Annotated in this window: 17 protein-coding genes and 1 pseudogene; 9 read left to right on the top strand and 9 right to left on the bottom strand. The window is 40.7% G+C overall.

Annotation, left to right across the window (positions count from 1 at the left end):
- Window positions 1-1,275 carry a signal recognition particle-docking protein FtsY gene (ftsY, locus tag N8L33_RS00350; protein ID WP_261057991.1) on the top strand — a complete coding sequence of 425 codons (1,275 nt, stop codon included), beginning with the start codon at window positions 1-3 and terminating at the stop codon, window positions 1,273-1,275.
- 45 nt (window positions 1,276-1,320) lie between these two features.
- Here ftsY and zwf read toward each other — a convergent pair whose 3' ends face one another.
- The 3 genes from zwf to N8L33_RS00335 all read right to left on the bottom strand — a co-directional run bounded on the left by zwf (window position 1,321) and on the right by N8L33_RS00335 (window position 5,864).
- Window positions 1,321-2,808 (bottom strand): glucose-6-phosphate dehydrogenase, encoded by a 1,488-nt coding sequence (zwf, locus tag N8L33_RS00345; protein WP_261057990.1) that lies wholly within the window; start codon window positions 2,806-2,808, stop codon window positions 1,321-1,323.
- Between the two features lie 150 nt (window positions 2,809-2,958).
- Window positions 2,959-3,699, bottom strand: a complete 741-nt coding sequence (locus tag N8L33_RS00340; RefSeq protein WP_084924299.1) for an amino acid ABC transporter ATP-binding protein — start codon at window positions 3,697-3,699, stop codon at window positions 2,959-2,961.
- The gene (locus N8L33_RS00335) at window positions 3,699-5,864 is read right to left on the bottom strand and encodes an ABC transporter substrate-binding protein/permease (RefSeq protein ID WP_000726249.1); all 2,166 of its coding nucleotides are present in this window, start codon (window positions 5,862-5,864) and stop codon (window positions 3,699-3,701) included. Before N8L33_RS00335 ends, N8L33_RS00340 begins: the two co-directional genes overlap by 1 nt.
- A 171-nt stretch (window positions 5,865-6,035) precedes the next feature.
- Between N8L33_RS00335 and N8L33_RS00330 the strand changes: the two genes are divergently transcribed.
- The 5 genes and pseudogenes from N8L33_RS00330 to N8L33_RS00310 form a co-directional block, all read left to right on the top strand.
- Window positions 6,036-6,989, top strand: a complete 954-nt coding sequence (locus tag N8L33_RS00330) for a CPBP family intramembrane glutamic endopeptidase (RefSeq protein WP_261057989.1) — start codon at window positions 6,036-6,038, stop codon at window positions 6,987-6,989.
- A gap of 76 nt (window positions 6,990-7,065) precedes the next feature.
- Window positions 7,066-9,054, top strand: a complete 1,989-nt coding sequence (gene uvrB / locus N8L33_RS00325; RefSeq protein WP_261057988.1) for an excinuclease ABC subunit UvrB — start codon at window positions 7,066-7,068, stop codon at window positions 9,052-9,054.
- A gap of 22 nt (window positions 9,055-9,076) precedes the next feature.
- Window positions 9,077-9,544, top strand: coding sequence for an 8-oxo-dGTP diphosphatase (locus N8L33_RS00320; protein ID WP_261057987.1), 468 nt, complete (start codon window positions 9,077-9,079; stop codon window positions 9,542-9,544).
- A 193-nt stretch (window positions 9,545-9,737) separates the two neighbouring features.
- Complete coding sequence (locus N8L33_RS00315) at window positions 9,738-10,505, top strand: class I SAM-dependent methyltransferase (RefSeq protein WP_261057986.1); 768 nt, start codon at window positions 9,738-9,740, stop codon at window positions 10,503-10,505.
- A gap of 118 nt (window positions 10,506-10,623) precedes the next feature.
- A pseudogene (locus tag N8L33_RS00310) lies at window positions 10,624-10,776 on the top strand (8-oxo-dGTP diphosphatase); the annotation flags it as partial.
- Here N8L33_RS00310 and N8L33_RS00305 read toward each other — a convergent pair.
- The 5 genes from N8L33_RS00305 to coaB form a co-directional block, all read right to left on the bottom strand.
- Window positions 10,773-11,288 (bottom strand): transcription repressor NadR, encoded by a 516-nt coding sequence (locus tag N8L33_RS00305; protein WP_101784780.1) that lies wholly within the window; start codon window positions 11,286-11,288, stop codon window positions 10,773-10,775. The pseudogene N8L33_RS00310 and the gene N8L33_RS00305 overlap by 4 nt on opposite strands.
- Window positions 11,289-11,300: 12 nt before the next feature.
- Window positions 11,301-11,828 carry an ECF transporter S component gene (locus N8L33_RS00300; RefSeq protein WP_101784782.1) on the bottom strand — a complete coding sequence of 176 codons (528 nt, stop codon included), beginning with the start codon at window positions 11,826-11,828 and terminating at the stop codon, window positions 11,301-11,303.
- A gap of 289 nt (window positions 11,829-12,117) precedes the next feature.
- Window positions 12,118-12,681, bottom strand: coding sequence for an ECF transporter S component (locus N8L33_RS00295; protein ID WP_000747412.1), 564 nt, complete (start codon window positions 12,679-12,681; stop codon window positions 12,118-12,120).
- Window positions 12,665-13,216, bottom strand: coding sequence for a phosphopantothenoylcysteine decarboxylase (gene coaC, locus N8L33_RS00290; protein ID WP_261057985.1), 552 nt, complete (start codon window positions 13,214-13,216; stop codon window positions 12,665-12,667). The genes N8L33_RS00295 and coaC overlap by 17 nt, the downstream gene beginning before the upstream one ends.
- 11 nt (window positions 13,217-13,227) lie before the next feature.
- Window positions 13,228-13,917: a phosphopantothenate--cysteine ligase gene (coaB, locus tag N8L33_RS00285; RefSeq protein ID WP_261057984.1), complete on the bottom strand. Its 690-nt coding sequence runs from the start codon at window positions 13,915-13,917 to the stop codon at window positions 13,228-13,230.
- 229 nt (window positions 13,918-14,146) lie between these two features.
- Between coaB and N8L33_RS00280 the strand changes: the two genes are divergently transcribed.
- The 3 genes from N8L33_RS00280 to radC all read left to right on the top strand — a co-directional run bounded on the left by N8L33_RS00280 (window position 14,147) and on the right by radC (window position 18,991).
- Window positions 14,147-15,817, top strand: coding sequence for a formate--tetrahydrofolate ligase (locus tag N8L33_RS00280; protein WP_261057983.1), 1,671 nt, complete (start codon window positions 14,147-14,149; stop codon window positions 15,815-15,817).
- Between the two features lie 159 nt (window positions 15,818-15,976).
- Window positions 15,977-18,268, top strand: a complete 2,292-nt coding sequence (pcrA, locus tag N8L33_RS00275) for a DNA helicase PcrA (RefSeq protein WP_261057982.1) — start codon at window positions 15,977-15,979, stop codon at window positions 18,266-18,268.
- A 42-nt stretch (window positions 18,269-18,310) separates the two neighbouring features.
- Entirely contained in the window at window positions 18,311-18,991 is a 681-nt protein-coding gene (gene radC / locus N8L33_RS00270; RefSeq protein WP_261057981.1) for a RadC family protein, read from the top strand.
- Here radC and N8L33_RS00265 read toward each other — a convergent pair.
- Window positions 18,988-19,677 carry a gamma-glutamyl-gamma-aminobutyrate hydrolase family protein gene (locus N8L33_RS00265; RefSeq protein WP_261043120.1) on the bottom strand — a complete coding sequence of 230 codons (690 nt, stop codon included), beginning with the start codon at window positions 19,675-19,677 and terminating at the stop codon, window positions 18,988-18,990. The two genes, radC and N8L33_RS00265, sit on opposite strands and share 4 nt — an antisense overlap.
- Between the last annotated feature and the right edge of the window lie 16 nt (window positions 19,678-19,693).

Below are 19,693 nucleotides of genomic sequence, written 5' to 3'. Positions count from 1 at the left end.
ATGGGATTATTTGACCGTCTATTCGGAAAAAAAGAAGAACCTAAAATCGAAGAAGTTGTAAAAGAAGCTCTGGAAAATCTTGATTTGTCTGAAGCTACTGAGCCTGCCCTTACAGAAGCTGAGGAAGTTCCTCAAGAAGAAGCAGAGGTTAAAAGTTCTGAAGAAGAGGAAAATCAAGACACAGTTGAAGAGAGTCAGGATTCAGAGCCAGCTGTAGAGGTTCATCAAGAAGAAGTCGAAGAATTGCCAAACTCAGAAGAAGTCACAGAGGAAGAGAATACTGAGCTCCTAGAGACTGTAGAAGAAAATAGTTCTGAAGTGCTTGAACCAGAAATGACTCAAGTAGAAGAGACTGTTCAGGAAAAATATGACCGTAGTCTTAAGAAAACTCGTACAGGTTTCGGAGCTCGCTTGAACGCCTTCTTTGCTAATTTCCGCTCTGTCGATGAAGAATTCTTCGAGGAACTGGAAGAATTACTGATCATGAGTGACGTTGGTGTACAGGTCGCTTCTAACTTAACCGAGGAGCTACGCTACGAAGCCAAGCTTGAAAACGCCAAAAAACCTGATGCACTACGCCGTGTCATTATTGAGAAATTGGTTGAGCTTTATGAAAAGGATGGCAACTACGATGAAAGCATCCACTTCCAAGATGGCTTGACGATCATGCTCTTTGTTGGTGTGAATGGTGTTGGGAAAACAACTTCTATCGGGAAACTAGCTCACCGCTACAAACAAGCTGGTAAGAAGGTCATGCTGGTTGCGGCAGATACCTTCCGTGCAGGTGCAGTTGCACAGCTAGCAGAATGGGGACGCCGTGTGGATGTTCCAGTTGTGACTGGACCTGAAAAAGCTGACCCAGCCAGTGTAGTCTTTGATGGCATGGAACGTGCTGTAGCTGAAGGTATCGATATTCTTATGATTGACACCGCTGGTCGTCTGCAAAACAAGGATAACCTCATGGCTGAGTTGGAAAAGATTGGTCGTATCATCAAACGTGTTGTACCAGAAGCACCACATGAAACTTTCTTGGCTCTTGATGCATCAACAGGTCAAAATGCCCTGGTACAGGCCAAAGAATTTTCAAAAATTACGCCTTTGACAGGAATTGTCTTGACTAAGATTGATGGAACTGCTCGAGGTGGTGTGGTTCTAGCCATCCGTGAAGAACTCAATATTCCTGTAAAATTGATTGGATTTGGTGAAAAAATCGATGATATTGGAGAGTTTAACTCAGAAAACTTTATGAAGGGTCTCTTGGAAGGCTTAATCTAATCAGAAACAAAAATCCTGCAAGGAACAAACTTGCAGGAATTTTTTTTATTCTAAACGACCATCTTGACGATAGGCGATATCTGGTTGCCAAGTCCATTTGGCACCGAATTTTTCAAGTAAGTCAAAGCTTGCTTGAGGTCCCATGCTTCCAGCTTTATAGTCATGAAGTGGGGCACCATTTTCAGCCCAGAGTTCTTCGATACGGTCAATCAATTTCCATGACGCACCAACCTCATCCCAGTGGCTAAAGTTAGTTGAGTTGTTATTTAGGACATCATAAATCAATTTCTCGTATGGTTCTGGAGAAGCACCAGTTGCGGTCGCATCTGTACGGTAATCCAGTGAGTTAGGAGCCAAGTTAAATTCTTCTCCTACCTGCTTCCCATTTAGACTGAGAGAGAAACCTTCTGTTGGTTGGATATAGATGGTCAAAATGTTTGGAGCAAGTGGTTCTCCAAAGATAGAATCCATTTGTTTAAAGACGATGTTGACATGAGTTCCTTTTTCAGTCAGACGTTTACCAGTACGGAAGAAGAAAGGAACACCACGGAATCGATCGCTATCAACAAAGAAGGCACCAGATGCAAAGGTTTCAGTTGTAGATTCTGGATTCACATTTGGCTCGCTACGATAAGAGATGTATTTCATGCCATCAATCTTACCTGAACGGTATTGACCACGGATAAAGTGTTCTTTAAGTTCTTCATCAGTTGGATGATAGAGGTTTTTAAAGACCTTAATCTTTTCAGCACGAATCTCGTCTTTTGTGAAGTTTGCTGGTTTGTCCATAGCAAGGAGGGAAAGCAGTTGTAGAGTATGGTTCTGTACCATGTCGCGGAGGGCACCAGATTGGTCATAGTAGCCACCACGTTCTTCTACACCCAAGCGCTCCGCAAAGGTAATTTGAACATTGTCGATAAAGTCTTTGTTCCAAACGTTTTCAAAAATCAAGTTTGCAAAGCGAACTGCAAAGATGCTTTGGATCATTTCCTTACCAAGATAATGGTCAATACGGAAAATTTGTTCTTCGTCAAATGTTGCTAGGAGCTCGTCATTCAACTTGCTTGCAGTTGCGTAATCTGTACCAAATGGTTTTTCAACGATTAAGCGCTCAAAACCTTTACCATCCACAATGTTTTCAGACTTGAGGTGTTTGGCGATAGTTCCAAAGAACTGAGGTGCCATAGACAAGAAGAAGAGCTTGTTGTGTTCAGCTTGGTACTTGTCATTTAGTTCAGCCTGCAATTGACGTAGAGCAATGTAGTGTTCTGTATCATTGACATCATGACTTTGATAGTAGAAGTGACTAGCGAACTCCTGAGCTTGTTCGGTACTATCTGCCAAATCAAGGATTGATTCGACTACAACAGATTCAAAATATTCCTTGCTCCAAGGACGACGAGCAGTTCCAATGACTGCAAAGTGTTCGGAAAGATTGCCGGATTTATATAGTCTAAAAAGGGAAGGGTAGAGCTTGCGTTTAGCCAGGTCTCCACTCGCACCGAAAATTGTAACAATAACCTTAGATGACATCTAGCTACCTAATTTCTATTTTTATTCCTAGTCTTGCTAGGTATGAGGAAACCTCATTTCATAAATTTAATTCTAACATAATTTTCCGAAAAATCAAAAAATCCAATACGAGATAGAAAAAAACTGCAAGGAAATCCTTACAGTTTAAGTTTAAACGTTTAATACCTTGTCCAAGAACTCTTTCAGACGTGGGTGTTGTGGGTTGTCAAAGATTTGATCTGGTGTTCCGTCTTCAAGGAACTCGCCATCTGCAGTAAAGATAACTCGGTTGGCAACCTGACGGGCAAATCCCATCTCATGGGTTACGATAATCATGGTCATACCTTGCTCAGCCAATTCCTTCATAACGTTTAGTACGTCCCCGACCATCTCAGGGTCAAGGGCAGAAGTTGGTTCATCGAAGAGCATGATGTCTGGATTCATTGCAAGTCCACGAGCGATGGCCACACGTTGTTTTTGACCACCTGATAGGCTATCTGGGTTGGCATTAGCTTTATCTGCTAGCCCAACCTTGTCAAGCAACTCCATTCCCAATTTCTCAGCTTCTTCCTTAGTCATCAACTTGTGCTCAATAGGGGCAAAGGTAATGTTGTCCAATACAGACATATGAGGGAAGAGGTTGAAGTGTTGGAAAACCATGCCGATATTTTCACGGACGTGGTCAACATTGGTTGTTTTTTCAGTTAAGTCATAGCCGTTCACAGTGATGTGACCGCTAGTGACTTCTTCTAGAAGATTGAGGCTACGGAGGAAGGTTGACTTACCAGAACCTGAAGGACCGATGATACAAACAACATCTCCTTCATAGAACTTAGTCGTGATTCCTTTTAGGACTTCATTTTTTCCGTAGTTTTTGTGTAAATCATTTACATCAATTTTTAATTTTGCCATTAACGAATCCTCTTTTCTAAGCGTTTCGCTAGTCTAGTCAAAAGTGTGATAATTACAAGATAGAAGATAGCAAGGATTGCATACATCTTGAAACTTTGGTAGTTACGGGCGATGATAATCTTACCAGTTTGGAAGAGTTCAACCAAACCGATAGCAGATACGATGGTTGTATCTTTAAGAGCGATAACGAATTGGTTGACAAAGTTTGGCAACATCAATTTAGTTGCTTGTGGCAAGATAATCTTACGCATGGTTTTTCCATAAGAGATCCCCAAGCTTCGGCTGGCTTCCATTTGACCAACTGGAACGGCCTGAATACCACCACGAACGATTTCAGCGATATAAGCAGCCGCATTGAGTGAGAGGGCAATGGTACCGGCTACGAAGTCGTTAATTGGACTTTGTTGGCCTGTGATAGACTCGATGAAGTTTGGAATTCCCCAGAAGATGAAGGCTGCAAGAATCATCAAAGGAATACCACGGATAACGTCAACGAAAATCTCAGAAATCACACGAAGAGATTTGTAGGGGCTGACACTAAACATACCGAAGATAATCCCGATAACAATAGCAATAGCAAATGAGATAAGAGCTAGAGCAAGAGTGATACCAAGACCGCTAAGGAGCTGTTTGTAGTTATTTTGAAGCAAGCCCCAGATAGTTGTCTCATCAACAGTGCTTGTTGAAGCAGATGAAGATTCGCTAGCTAGGTATTTGTCAAGAATTTTTTGGAATTCACCGTTTGCTTTAAGGTTTGCAAGTCCGTTGTTGAACATTTCAATCAATTCTGGATTTGCTCCTTTTTTAACGGCAAATGCTGTTTCACCTATTGGAGTTCCAGCGATTGGAGTTTTCAATTTTTGTCCTTGGCTGATAGAATATTTGAGAACAGGCTCATCATCCATAACGGCATCGATGGCACCAGTGTTTAAACTATCATACATTGACGAACCATCAGCGAAGGTTTTGATTTTGTAGCCGTATTTGCTTTGATTTTCTGTTAGGAAGGTTTGAGAAGCAGTTCCGTTTTTAACACCGACTGTCTTCCCTTTCAAATCTTCATAAGAAGCAATGGTACTTGATTCTTTGACACCAAGGATAGTATTGGCAGTGTAGTAGGATTCTGAGAAGTCAAAAGTTGCCTTACGAGCATCTGTAACAGACATACCAGCAATGATACCATCAGCTTGTCCAGCTTGAACAGCACTGATAGCGGCATCAAAACCAGGGTTGGTGATTTCAATTTCAAAACCTTGGTCTTTAGCGATTGCCTTAATCAATTCCATATCAATACCAGTAAATTGGTTGCTTGAGTTTTGGAAAACAAAAGGTGCAAAAGAAGAATCGCTGGCAATGATGTATTTAGCTTTAACAGGAATAGCTTTTAAGCCTGCTAGAGTAGTTGTAGTTGGAACTGCTGAAGATGATGAAGCAGTCCATTTCTTGATGATTTTATCAAGACTACCATCTTTTTTCATTTCAGCCAAGGCTTGGTTAAATTCAGTAACCAGGTGCTCGTATTTGCTTCCTTTTTTCACACCGAAAGCAAAGCTTCCTACAGCTTCACCGTCCATTTCAATATGGAGGTCTTGCCCTTGGTTAATGGCATACTCGATAACAGGTTTGTCATCCATCATGGCATCGATGGCACCAGCACTCAAGCTGTTGTTCATCAAATCACTAGTGTCAAATGTTTTAATAGTAAAGCCGTATTTATCTTTGATTGTTTCAAGAAAACGTTGAGCGGCTGTTCCGTTTTTAACACCAACGGTTTTGCCAGTTAATTGGTCGTACTTGCTAATCTTGTGTGCCTTTGTAGTAGCAATGACAACTTTTGTATCATAGTAAGTATCAGACATGGTGAAAACTTTTTCACGTTCTTTCGTCTTTGTCATCCCTGCCATGATAGCGTCAGCTTGACCAGCTTGAACCGCATTTACCGCTGCGTCAAATCCAGGATAGGACATCTGAATGTTCCACCCTTTAATTTCTGCGACTTTGTTAATAATGTCAACATCAATTCCTTTATAAGTTTGATCTGAATCTTTAAACTCAAAAGGTGCATAGGCGGTATCAGACACAATCTTAATTGTCTCTGCTTTGGCAATACCTAATGAGAAAATTGGGAATAAAATTAGCAAAAATGCTAGAAATTTTTTCTTCATTTTTAGTCTCCTTTTCCGAATATTTTCCCATTATATCAGAAAAAGTAAAAAAAGGCAAATTTTTATATTTCTGTGTCAGAAAATATGACATTGATTATTTCTTTTCTTTCTTGAATTGCTATTAAAAAGTGCTATAATAAGAGTATATATAGAAGAAAAGAGGACAGGGATATGAAGAACAAAAGAATATTTAAAGACTTCCAAGCTTCAAAAATGAGTTTAAACATTTACACAAGCCCCTTGTTAGCCTTTGCTTTTGTCTTCATAGGAGAGTTTGTGGCTTATACTCTGTATGGTATTAGTTTGTTAGCTCTCATCGGACTTGCTAGAAATTTTGGAGAGGCTGGTCAAAATCTTGCAACCTACTTGCAGACCTTGCATCAGAGCTTGACGGATAAAACAGGTGATTTTCGTTTAATTTTAGAATTGCTAGCCTTTGGTTTTATTCTTAACACTGTGTTCAGATGGACTAGAAAAGTTGAGAAAAGACCTATTCGAACTTTGGGATTTTATAGAGAGAATTTCCTCAGCAATCTCTTTAAAGGATTTTGCCTAGGCCTGGCACTTTTTCTTCTGACCTTGTTAGGTTTAGTGGCCGTGGGGCAATATCGTTTTGAGTCTATTCACTTAAATCCTTATTCGCTTGCCTTTGTTATTTTTACCATTCCGTTTTGGATTTTACAGGGGACAGCAGAAGAAGTGGTGTCCCGTGCTTGGCTCCTTCCTCAATTGGCCTCAAGAACCAATCTAAAGCTTGCTGTTCTTATATCTAGCCTGTTCTTTACCCTGCTTCATATGGGCAATTCGGGTCTCACCCCTCTATCTCTAGTGAATCTCTTCTTATTCGGAGTTGCCATGTCACTTTACCTTCTCAAAACTGATACAGTTTGGGGTATTGCAGGTATTCATGGGGCCTGGAATTTTGCTCAGGGTAATCTCTTTGGGATTTTAGTTAGTGGTCAACCATCAGGAACGTCATTGATGACCTTTTTACCACAAGGCGATCAGAGCTGGCTATCAGGAGGTTCTTTTGGGATTGAAGGTTCTATCATGACAAGTTTAGTCTTGTTACTACTGATTATCTATCTCGCTTATCAATTAAAGAAAGAAAATGAAAGGATGTGACTTCGGTCCGTCCTTTTCTTCGTGAAAATGTTACAAGTATGCTAAAATAGAAATATCACATGAAGAGAGGATTCTTATGATCAATCGCATTACAGATAATCAATTTAAACTAGTATCAAAATATCAACCATCAGGAGACCAACCACAAGCTATCGAGCAGTTGGTAGATAATATCGAGGGTGGAGAAAAAGCTCAGATTCTGATGGGGGCGACTGGTACAGGGAAGACCTATACCATGAGTCAGGTCATTTCCAAAGTCAATAAACCAACTCTGGTCATCGCCCACAATAAGACTCTGGCAGGACAGCTCTATGGAGAATTTAAGGAATTTTTCCCTGAAAATGCTGTTGAGTACTTCGTATCTTACTATGATTATTACCAACCTGAGGCCTATGTCCCTTCCAGTGACACCTATATTGAAAAGGACAGCTCTGTCAATGACGAGATTGATAAGCTCCGCCACTCAGCGACTTCGGCCCTACTGGAGCGTAATGATGTTATTGTCGTGGCTTCAGTCTCTTGTATCTATGGTTTGGGTTCGCCCAAGGAATACGCTGATAGTGTCGTGAGTCTCCGTCCTGGTCTAGAGATTTCTCGTGATAAACTCTTGAATGACTTGGTCGATATTCAGTTTGAGCGCAATGATATTGATTTCCAACGGGGAAGATTTCGTGTGCGTGGGGATGTGGTGGAGATTTTCCCAGCCTCTCGTGATGAGCATGCTTTTCGAGTGGAGTTCTTTGGTGATGAGATTGAACGTATTCGTGAAGTTGAGGCTCTGACAGGTCAGGTGTTGGGAGAAGTGGATCACCTGGCGATTTTCCCAGCCACTCACTTTGTGACCAATGACGACCACATGGAAGTGGCCATTGCAAAGATTCAAGCAGAATTAGAAGAGCAACTAGCTGTCTTTGAGAAGGAAGGCAAATTGCTAGAAGCTCAACGTTTGAAACAGCGGACAGAGTATGATATCGAAATGTTGCGTGAGATGGGCTATACCAACGGGGTTGAGAACTATTCACGTCACATGGATGGACGGAGTGAGGGTGAGCCTCCTTATACGCTTCTCGACTTCTTCCCAGATGATTTTTTAATTATGATTGACGAGAGTCACATGACTATGGGACAAATAAAAGGCATGTACAATGGAGACCGTTCGCGTAAGGAAATGCTGGTTAATTATGGTTTCCGTTTGCCGTCTGCTCTGGACAATCGTCCTCTCCGTCGTGAAGAGTTTGAAAGTCATGTGCACCAGATTGTCTACGTTTCAGCGACACCTGGTGACTATGAAAATGAACAGACCGAGACAGTGATTGAGCAAATCATTCGTCCGACAGGGCTTTTGGATCCTGAGGTGGAAGTCCGTCCGACTATGGGACAGATTGATGACCTCTTAGGTGAAATTAATGCCCGTGTTGAAAAGAACGAGCGAACCTTTATCACCACCTTGACTAAGAAAATGGCAGAGGACTTAACTGACTACTTCAAGGAAATGGGCATTAAGGTCAAGTACATGCACTCGGATATCAAGACCTTGGAACGGACTGAGATTATCCGTGACCTGCGCTTGGGTGTCTTTGATGTCTTGGTCGGAATTAACCTGCTCCGTGAAGGGATTGACGTTCCTGAGGTAAGCTTGGTTGCTATTCTCGATGCTGATAAGGAAGGCTTCCTACGAAATGAGCGTGGCCTCATCCAGACCATTGGTCGTGCTGCCCGTAACAGTGAAGGTCATGTCATCATGTACGCGGACACGATGACTCAGTCTATGCAACGTGCTATCGATGAAACTGCCCGCCGTCGGAAAATCCAGATGGCCTATAATGAAGAACATGGTATCGTTCCACAAACTATTAAGAAAGAAATCCGTGACCTGATTGCTGTGACCAAGGCAGTTGATAAGGAACAGGACAAGGAAATCGATATCAATAGCCTCAACAAACAAGAACGCAAAGAACTTGTCAAGAAACTTGAAAAACAAATGCAAGAAGCCGTTGAAGTGCTTGACTTTGAACTAGCAGCTCAGATACGTGATATGATGCTGGAAGTCAAGGCGTTGGATTAGAATGTTACCTAGAGGAGAAAATATGTCCCGTTCCCAATTAACAATTTTAACAAACATTTGTCTGATTGAAGACCTCGAAACCCAGCGCGTGGTTATGCAGTACCGCACTCCTGAAAACAATCGCTGGTTTGGTTATGCTTTTCCGGGTGGTCATGTCGAGGATGGTGAGGCTTTTGCGGAGTCTGTCATTCGTGAAATATATGAAGAAACAGGGTTGACTATCCAAAATCCTCAACTTGTCGGCATTAAAAATTGGCCACTAGATACAGGTGGGCGCTATATTGTCGTTTGTTATAAGGCGACTGACTTCTCTGGTACCCTTCGCTCTTCAGATGAAGGAGAAGTTTCTTGGGTGAAAAAAGACCAGATTCCAAACTTGGATCTGGCCTATGATATGTTACCCTTGATGGAGATGATGGAAGCTCCTGACAAATCTGAATTTTTCTACCGCCACCGTACAGAAGATGGCTGGGAGAAAGAAACTTTTTAGTTCTATGATTAGTTGATAGGTGTTATCTTTTAAAGTACGGTACTGAAATATAGGCTAAGTATGGCGGTGTAAGTCAACTGAATATTGCTAAATTTCCTATCTATATCTTGAACAATCTCCATCTTCAATTTTGAAATCGGAGATTGTTTTATTTTATGGTATAATCTTACAATATGAAAGGAAGTACCAGAAAATGATTGATAAAGTAATTGAACAATATAAAAGTCATGATAATCTTGATATTCGAGTAGAATTGCATAAGAAGTATTCAAAAAATAAATTAGGATTTAATAATTGGATATTTTCCAACTACCAAATCACTAATGAAGTAAAGGTTCTAGAATTGGGATGTGGTACAGGAGAACTGTGGAAAAGTAATAGTGATTCTATAGATAAAATGAAGCAGTTGGTTATTACAGATTTTTCTAAAGATATGGTGAGAACAACGAGATCAGTGATTGGAAATAGAGACAATGTTAACTATGAGATAATGGATATTCAAAAGATTTCTTTTGAGGATGAAACGTTTGATATTGTTATTGCTAATATGCTTCTACATCATGTGAATGATATTCCTAAAGCTCTCTCTGAGGTGAATAGAGTCTTAAAAACAGGCGGAATTTTTTACTGTGCTACATTTGGTGAAAATGGAGTTGTAGATTATTTGGCAAGTTTATTTAAAGATGAGGTTAATCAAGATTTGGAAAATAAAACTTTTACTTTACAAAATGGTAAAAGCTACCTGAGTAGGTATTTTAACTCTGTCGATACATTACTCTATGATGATGAGTTACAGGTAACTAGCATAGATGATCTAGTTAAATACATCCAATCCTTTAAAGGAATTTCAGAAATAGGTTCGCTAGAAGAAAAAGTCATTCGTAAAAGATTGGAAGTACATTTTCATAAGGGTAAGTTAATTATTCCTAAAGAATATGGTATGTTTATTGCTCGAAAGTAAAATTAAGGGAACGAAATTGTGAAAAATTAAGGAGAAGCTTTTCAATATAAAATCAAGCGGATAGTCTTTAGAGCCTGCTATAGCTGATTCTATATAAAGGTCTCAATCTTTTGGATTTGGAGAACTTTCTTGGGTGCAAAAAGACCAGATTCCAAACTTGGATCTGGCCTATGATATGCTACCTTTGATGGAGATAATGGAAGCTCCGGACAAATCTGAATTTTTCTACCCTCGCCGTACAGAAGTCGATTGGGAAAAGAAAATTTTCTAATCCTTTACTAAATAACCTAGCTGATCCAAGGCCTCCTCGATATAGCGGAGGTCTTGTTGTGTTTCAGCTTCGACTAGGTGGTAATGGATGCCATCTGTCAATTCAGACAGAGGTCTAAAGTCAGAATGCTCGACTTGTTCAAGAAAATGTTGCACGTCTCGGCGACAAGACAGTTTCAGCAAGGTTTCGATTTCTCCATAAACGGGATGGTCAATCAAAGTGTTTTGAACACGTCCACCATTATCTACGATAGCAAGGAGTTCTTGACCGATTTCTTCAACTTCATGTTTCACTTTGAAAAGTTTGTGAACATAAGGATTGGTTTCAATTTGCTTATAGATGTAGCCACGATTGGTGGATAGGATAGGAGCGCCATCGGCTCTCAAAATTGCAATGTCCTGCACAATGACCTGACGTGTGACATGAAAATGTTCCGCCAAACTTTGGCCATTAAGGGCTTTAGAAGCTTCTCTCAAGAGTTGGAGCAGAGCATGTTTGCGATCTTTTGTCATAGCTTTTCCTTTTTAACGGCGTTTTCGAAGCACTTTATAGACAGCTAGTGCTAATGTATAGTCTACCATACTATGGATAATTGTGCCAAATCCAACTAGTACAAATAGAACATAAAACATATTTTCTACATTGGTACCAGAAGTTGCGTAAAAAAGGACACAGGCTAATACTTCAGCAAGGGCATGGACAAGCGCTAACACAAAATTGAAAATCCAGGAAGCTTTTGGTTTATCTAGGGTATCGGGGAATTTTTGTAGGTAAAGAGCCCCAAAAGTCCCAAAAAAGATATGGGAAAAAGCTCGAAAAACGATAACCATGGGATAGCCGGCCATCAAGAATCCAAAACTAGAGGCTAGGATGACAAAAACAGCCATCAAGGGCGATAAGAACATGGCAATAAAAATAGCGATGTGGCTTCCTAAAGTATAGGAAGCAGGAGGAATGACAATCTTAAAAGGCATAACAATTGGAATCAAAATCGCAATAGCCGTTAAAAGGGCAGTCATTGTCATAAATTGTGTCTTTTTCCGTGTATTCATAAGAATCTCCTTTTAACTGTATATACACTAGTATAGTACTATAAACAAGACAATAAAGCAAGGATTTACTTAAGTTTATAGGTCGTTTTTAAGTTAATACTTTTAGAAAATCTCTTCAAACCACATCAGCTTCAATCCATAACCTCAAAACTGTGTTTTGAACAACATGCAGCTTGCTTCCTAGTTTGCTCTTTGATTTTCATTGAGTATAAATATTGGTAAAGATTTCACTAAAAAAAAACTGTATAGAGCAAAATCTCCACCTTCAAGCTTGAAAGTGGAGATGTTTTTATTTTTTCAAGGTTTGTAGTCTTGGAACAATAGCTAGGGTTAGAACTGCGGAAATAACTAATTCAGCAATCGAATTTGTTGAGATAACAGTTGCTAGGAGTTTTTGGATATTACCATCAAAAACATTTCCAAAAAGGTAGAAAATTCCACCAAGTACAAAGACTGTGTTGGTAAGTGAACCAAGGGCACCAGCTAAAATAAGACCAGTTTTATTTTTCATCAGTTTATAAACTAGATACGGAGTTAAACCAATCAAAATACGTGGGACGATAGCAATGATAGCTGAGTATATGTTTCCGTTTGGTACAAATGGGGAGAAGAGGTAGCTTGTCGGTAGAATTGTAATCGTATTAACTGTCAAGCTAAGTAGTCCCATCAAAAATCCAAGTGTAACCCCAACTCGTGGACCGTAGATAATGCTGGCAATAATGACAGGGATATGAACGATGGTTGGTTTGATTGGGAATGGAAAAAGGTTAAAGATAAGTGAGCTTAGAAAATGAATCACAAGCATGGTTGCAAAAAAGATAGCAATAGGTGCAATATTAGAGCGTTTTTTCATCGAGAGTTTCCTTTATTCTTTTTAAAATAATTGTGAGGTCAGCTAAGGCTCCTCGTCCGTGGTCTCCACAAGCTAGTAGGGATTCCTTAGGAGCAATCAGCTGATAGCCGTAGGCTTCTAATGTTTTCAGATTAGTCTGAGTTGCTGGATGGTCATACATTTTTGCATTCATAGCAGGAGCTATTAGTTTAGGAATATGACTGGGCAATGCTAGAGCCGTACAAGTTACCATGTTGTCCGCAAAACCATGGGCTAGTTTTGCAATAGTGTTAGCTGTTGCAGGGGCCACGATGAATAAATCTGCTTTTTTTCCAAGTTCGATATGATTGACCTGATCAGGATAGGGTTCCTTCATGACATCCAAGTGGACAGGATTCTGTGAGAGTACCTGTAGTGTCAAAGGTTGGATAAACTCTGTAGCAGCCTGAGTCATTAAAACAGTGACTTGGTGGCCTTGTTTTTTTAGAGAACTGACTAAATCTGCCGACTTGTAAGAGGCGATTGAGCCCGTTACAGCAAAGAGAATATGTGCCATAGCTTTCCTTTCTATGAATGATAGGCTTGAATTTTTTCAAGGAGGAGTTCTGCAATTTCTTCTTTAGTCTGGACTGTTTGAAGCTGATTTTTTTCAACAAAGATTGCACGATGTTGGTTTGGTGAGATTTGAGTCAGATCATTCGCAATGATTAAGTCAGCTTGGTTTTTGATAAGACTTTTTCTGGCAATCTCGATGAGATAATCCTTAGAGACATCAACCAGCAGTTTGAAACCAATCAGATGAATAGCAGGATTCCATTCCTTGACTAGAGAGATGATTTTGGGTGTCTTTTTTAGGAACAAAACCTGAACCTCGTCAGTTGAAGAAATCTTAGCTTGATGATTCTGCTTGCTTAAAAATTTTTCCAGATTGGAACTAGATTGAACTTCCTCCAGCCCTGTCATATAGACAGGAGTGTAGTCAGAAACAGCCATTGAGTGAATCAAGACCTGATAGTCCTTAACACGTTCTTGCATTTCCAGTAGAAGGTCCTTGGTATTGTTAATTTCTCGAATGCTTAGGTTGGAATGTGCTTCTGGCTTTACAGCTCGTTTTGTTGTTATCAAACAAACTTCATGCCCTGCAGCAAGCAAAGTTTCTGTGATGATTTTGCCCAAGCGACCTGTAGAATGGTTAGTGATAGAGCGGACGCTATCGATGGCTTCACTGGTACCGCCCGATGTAACTAAAATTTTCATAGAACTATTGTACACAAAAATAAACGGTAAGTAAAATGAAAGCGATAAATTTTTGGTAAAAACGAAGATTTACTATAGTTTCAAACTATAAAGCCATATAAAATTTAAGAAAGGACACTAAAAACCTTAAAAACAGGGATATTTACGAACGTTTAGAGAGTTTTGGGATGTTAAAAATCTTGTTTTGTGATATAATGAATTATCATATAAGAGGTTAGAGGAGTTTTGAATGAAAACAGATATTGAAATCGCACAGAGTATTGAGTTGAAGCCAATCGTTGATGTTGTAGAGAAACTTGGTATTTCTTACGACGATTTGGAGTTGTACGGAAAGTACAAGGCTAAGCTCAGCTTTGATAAAATTCGTGCAGTTGAGAGCAATCCAGTTGGAAAATTGATTCTGGTTACTGCCATCAACCCAACACCTGCAGGTGAAGGAAAATCAACCATTACCATTGGTCTTGCAGATGCCTTAAACAAAATCGGCAAGAAAACCATGATTGCTATTCGCGAACCATCTCTTGGTCCAGTAATGGGAATTAAGGGTGGTGCGGCAGGTGGTGGTTATGCCCAAGTTTTGCCAATGGAAGACATCAACCTTCATTTTACTGGGGATATGCATGCCATTACAACTGCTAACAATGCTCTTTCTGCCTTGATTGACAACCACTTGCACCAAGGAAATGAGTTGGGAATTGACCAACGTCGTATTCTCTGGAAACGTGTAGTGGACTTGAACGACCGAGCACTTCGTCACGTGACCGTAGGACTTGGTGGCCCTCTAAACGGTATTCCTCGTGAGGATGGCTTTGACATTACCGTCGCTTCCGAAATCATGGCGATTCTTTGCTTGGCTACGGACATCGAGGACTTGAAACGCCGTTTGGCTAATATTGTTATTGGTTATCGTTACGACCGTACACCAGTTTCTGTAGGTGATTTGCAGGTTGAAGGTGCCTTGGCTTTGATTTTGAAGGATGCTATTAAACCAAACTTGGTTCAGACAATTTATGGAACACCTGCTTTTGTGCACGGTGGTCCATTTGCCAATATTGCTCACGGATGTAACTCTGTCTTAGCAACTACAACAGCCCTTCACTTGGCTGATTACACAGTTACTGAAGCTGGTTTTGGTGCAGACCTTGGTGCCGAGAAATTCCTTGATATTAAGACACCAAACTTGCCAACATCTCCAGATGCAGTAGTTATTGTCGCAACCCTTCGAGCCCTTAAGATGAATGGTGGTGTGGCTAAAGACGCTTTGACAGAGGAAAATGTGGAGGCGGTTCGTGCCGGTTTTGCTAACTTGAAACGCCACGTTGAAAATATCCGTAAGTTCGGTATTCCTGCAGTAGTAGCTATTAATGAATTTGTCTCTGATACAGAAGCTGAAATTGCAGCCTTGAAAGAACTCTGTGCTTCTATTGATGTGCCAGTTGAACTAGCAAGTGTCTGGGCTGATGGTGCAGAAGGTGGAGTAGCACTTGCCAAAACAGTTGTCAAAACTATCGCTGAAACCCCAGCTAACTATAAACGTTTGTATGACAATGACCTTTCTGTCCAAGAAAAGATTGAAAAGATTGTTACTGAAATCTACCGTGGTAGCAAAGTAAACTTTGAGAAGAAAGCTCAAACACAAATTGCTCAAATCGTTCAAAACGGTTGGGACAAATTGCCGATTTGTATGGCTAAAACTCAATATAGTTTCTCAGACAATCCAAATGCACTTGGAGCACCTGAAAACTTTGAAATTACTATTCGTGAATTGGTACCAAAATTAGGTGCAGGCTTTATCGTTGCCTTAACTGGCGATGTCATGACCATGCCAGGCCTACCAAGACGTCCAGCAGCTCTCAACATGGATGTTGAAAGCGATGGAACTGTTCTAGGCTTGTTCTAATAGTTTAATTGAATTCAAATGAGTTTGGAAATAATATCCAAGCTCATTTTTTATCTAGATATAAGGAGTTGCCTTCTACACGTAACCAGTCTAGGTAAAGATATTTTCCTTGAATTCTGATATAATAGAAATATTGACTTCAAGAGTAAGGAAGAGAAGATGAACGCACTATTAAATGGAATGAATGACCGTCAGGCTGAGGCGGTGCAAACGACAGAAGGTCCCTTGTTGATCATGGCGGGGGCTGGTTCTGGAAAGACACGAGTTTTGACCCACCGTATCGCTTATTTGATTGATGAAAAGATGGTCAATCCATGGAATATCTTGGCCATTACCTTTACCAACAAGGCTGCGCGTGAGATGAAAGAGCGTGCTTATAGCCTCAATCCAGCTACTCAGGATTGTCTGATTGCAACCTTCCACTCCATGTGTGTTCGTATTTTGCGTCGCGATGCGGACCATATTGGCTACAACCGTAATTTTACAATTGTTGATCCTGGTGAACAGCGAACGCTCATGAAACGGATTCTCAAGCAGTTGAACTTGGATCCGAAAAAATGGAATGATCGGAGCATCTTAGGAACTATTTCCAATGCTAAGAATGATTTGATTGATGATGTAGCTTATGCTGCCCAAGCTGGAGATATGTACACGCAAATCGTGGCCCAGTGTTACACGGCTTACCAAAAAGAATTGCGTCAGTCGGAGTCTGTTGACTTTGATGATTTGATTATGCTGACCTTGCGTCTCTTTGATCAAAATCCTGATGTTTTGACTTACTATCAACAGAAATTCCAATACATCCATGTTGATGAGTACCAAGATACCAACCACGCTCAGTACCAACTGGTCAAACTCTTGGCTTCGCGCTTTAAAAACATCTGTGTGGTTGGGGATGCGGACCAGTCTATCTACGGTTGGCGTGGTGCTGATATGCAGAATATTTTGGATTTCGAGAAAGATTATCCCCAAGCCAAGGTTGTTTTGTTGGAGGAGAATTACCGTTCCACTAAAACAATTCTCCAAGCAGCCAACGAGGTCATTAAAAACAATAAAAACCGCCGTCCTAAGAATCTCTGGACTCAAAATGCTGATGGGGAACAAATTGTTTACTATCGTGCCGATGATGAGCTGGATGAGGCTGTATTTGTAGCTAGAACTATAGATGAACTTAGTCGCAGTCAAAACTTCCTTCACAAGGATTTTGCAGTTCTCTATCGTACTAATGCGCAGTCTCGTACTATTGAGGAAGCCCTGCTCAAGTCCAATATTCCTTATACAATGGTCGGCGGGACCAAGTTCTACAGCCGTAAGGAAATCCGTGATATTATTGCTTATCTCAACCTCATTGCTAATTTGAGTGACAATATCAGTTTTGAGCGTATTATCAACGAGCCTAAACGTGGAATTGGCCCAGGTACTGTTGAGAAAATCCGTGATTTTGCCAATATGCAAAACATGTCCATGCTAGATGCTTCAGCTAATATCATGTTATCTGGTATCAAGGGTAAAGCAGCCCAGTCAATTTGGGATTTTGCCAATATGGTTCTGGATTTGCGGGAGCAACTGGACCAATTAAGTATCACTGAGTTGGTTGAGGCGGTTCTAGAAAAAACAGGTTATGTCGATATTCTTAATGTCCAAGCGACTCTAGAAAGCAAGGCTCGGGTTGAAAATATCGAAGAGTTCCTCTCTGTGACGAAAAACTTTGATGACACCTCTGATGTGCCCGAAGATGAAACTGGTTTGGACAAACTGAGTCGTTTCTTAAATGACTTGGCCTTGATTGCGGATACAGATTCAGGTAGTCAGGAGACATCAGAAGTGACCTTGATGACCCTGCATGCTGCTAAGGGTCTTGAGTTTCCAGTTGTATTTTTGATTGGTATGGAAGAAAATGTCTTTCCGCTTAGCCGTGCGGCTGAAGATCAAGATGAATTAGAAGAAGAGCGTCGTCTTGCCTATGTAGGTATTACGCGTGCAGAGAAAATTCTCTATCTGACCAATGCCAACTCGCGCCTGCTTTTTGGTCGTACCAACTACAACCGTCCGACCCGATTTATTAACGAAATCAGTTCAGACTTGCTTGAGTATCAAGGTCTGGCTCGTCCTTCAAATTCAAGCTTTAAGGCATCTTATAGCAGTGGTGGGGTTGCCTTCGGTCAAGGTATGAGTTTGGCGCAGGCACTCCAAGACCGTAAACGCAGTGCAGCTCCAAAAACTATCCAGTCAAGCGGTCTCCCATTTGGTCAATTTACAGCTGGTGCAAAATCATCTTCTAATGAGGCAAGTTGGTCCATTGGTGACATTGCCCTCCACAAGAAGTGGGGAGAGGGAACTGTTCTGGAAGTTTCAGGTAACGGAGCTACTCAGGAATTAAAAATCAATTTCCCAGAAGTAGGTTTGAAAAAACTTTTAGCCAGTGTGGCTCCAATTGAGAAAAAAATCTAATTTTCCATCCTTCTCACGAATAATAAAGTGAGGAGGATTTTTATGTACAGTATTTCATTCCAAGAAGATTCACTGCTGCCAAGAGAAAGACTGGCCAAAGAAGGAGTTGAAGCACTCAGTAACCAAGAGTTGCTAGCTATTTTACTCAGGACAGGAACACGTCAAGCTAGCGTTTTTGAAATTGCCCAGAAAGTCTTGAGCAATCTTTCAAGCCTAACGGATTTGAAAAAAATGACCCTGCAGGAATTGCAGAGTCTATCTGGTATCGGGCGCGTTAAGGCCATAGAATTACAAGCAATGATTGAACTGGGGTATCGTATTCATAAACATGAGACTATTGAGATGGAAAGTATTCTCAGCAGTCAAAAGTTGGCCAAGAAGATGCAACAGGAATTGGGGGATAAAAAACAAGAGCACCTGGTGGCGCTCTATCTCAATACTCAAAATCAAATCATCCATCAACAGACCATTTTTATCGGTTCTGCAACTCGTAGTATCGCTGAGCCGCGAGAGATTCTTCACTATGCTATCAAGCATATGGCGACTTCACTCATCTTGGTCCATAATCATCCTTCAGGAGCGGTAGCGCCTAGCCGAAATGATGATCATGTCACTAAACTTGTGAAAGAAGCCTGCGACCTGATGGGAATTGTCCTCTTGGACCATTTGATTGTCTCACATTCTAGTTACTTTAGTTACCGTGAAAAGACGGATTTAATCTAAAGTTCATTAACGACATAGTCAAAGAGGTTTTTATCTTTGGGACGATTTTCAAATAGAAATTCTGGGTGCCATTGGACACCGAGAAAGGCAACATCATCCGTACTCATGACAGCTTCAATAATGCCATCCTTAGGATCATGAGCCGCAATCTTTAAATTTGGTGCTAAATCCTTGATGCTCTGATGGTGGAAGGAATTGATATGGGAAATTTCTCCATAGATTTCTCGAAGAACTGTATCAGGTTCTGTCACCAAGCGTTGGGTTGTGTACTCTGCGGAACAATCCTGCCAGTGATCTTCGATATTTTGATACAAAGTTCCACCCATGGCAACGTTAAAGAGTTGAGTTCCACGGCAGACAGAGAAAATGGGCTTTTTCTGTTTAATCGCTTCCTTGATGAGTGCCAGTTCGAAGATATCTCTTTGAAGGTGGTAGTCATCGCTATCAATGGTTTTTAGTTCACCATAGAATTTTGGATCAACATTTTGCCCACCTGTCAAGATGAGCTTGTCAATCATACTGATATAGTGGCAGGCCATTTCTTGATTACCAATCGGTAGGATGATGGGAATCCCTCCAGCGTCTTTAACGCCTTCAACAAAGCCTTTTGCTGCGTAGCTCATCATGATGTCATCATCTGGATGAGTTTTTTCGTTTCCTGTAATCCCAATAACTGGTTTTTTCATAAAATGATTTTCGCTT

This window comes from Streptococcus mitis (genome assembly GCF_946188695.1).
GTDB classification, from domain to species: domain Bacteria; phylum Bacillota; class Bacilli; order Lactobacillales; family Streptococcaceae; genus Streptococcus; species Streptococcus mitis_DF.
Note: the sequence above shows the minus strand (reverse complement) of the source record. Positions and strands in the feature narration are given on the sequence as shown.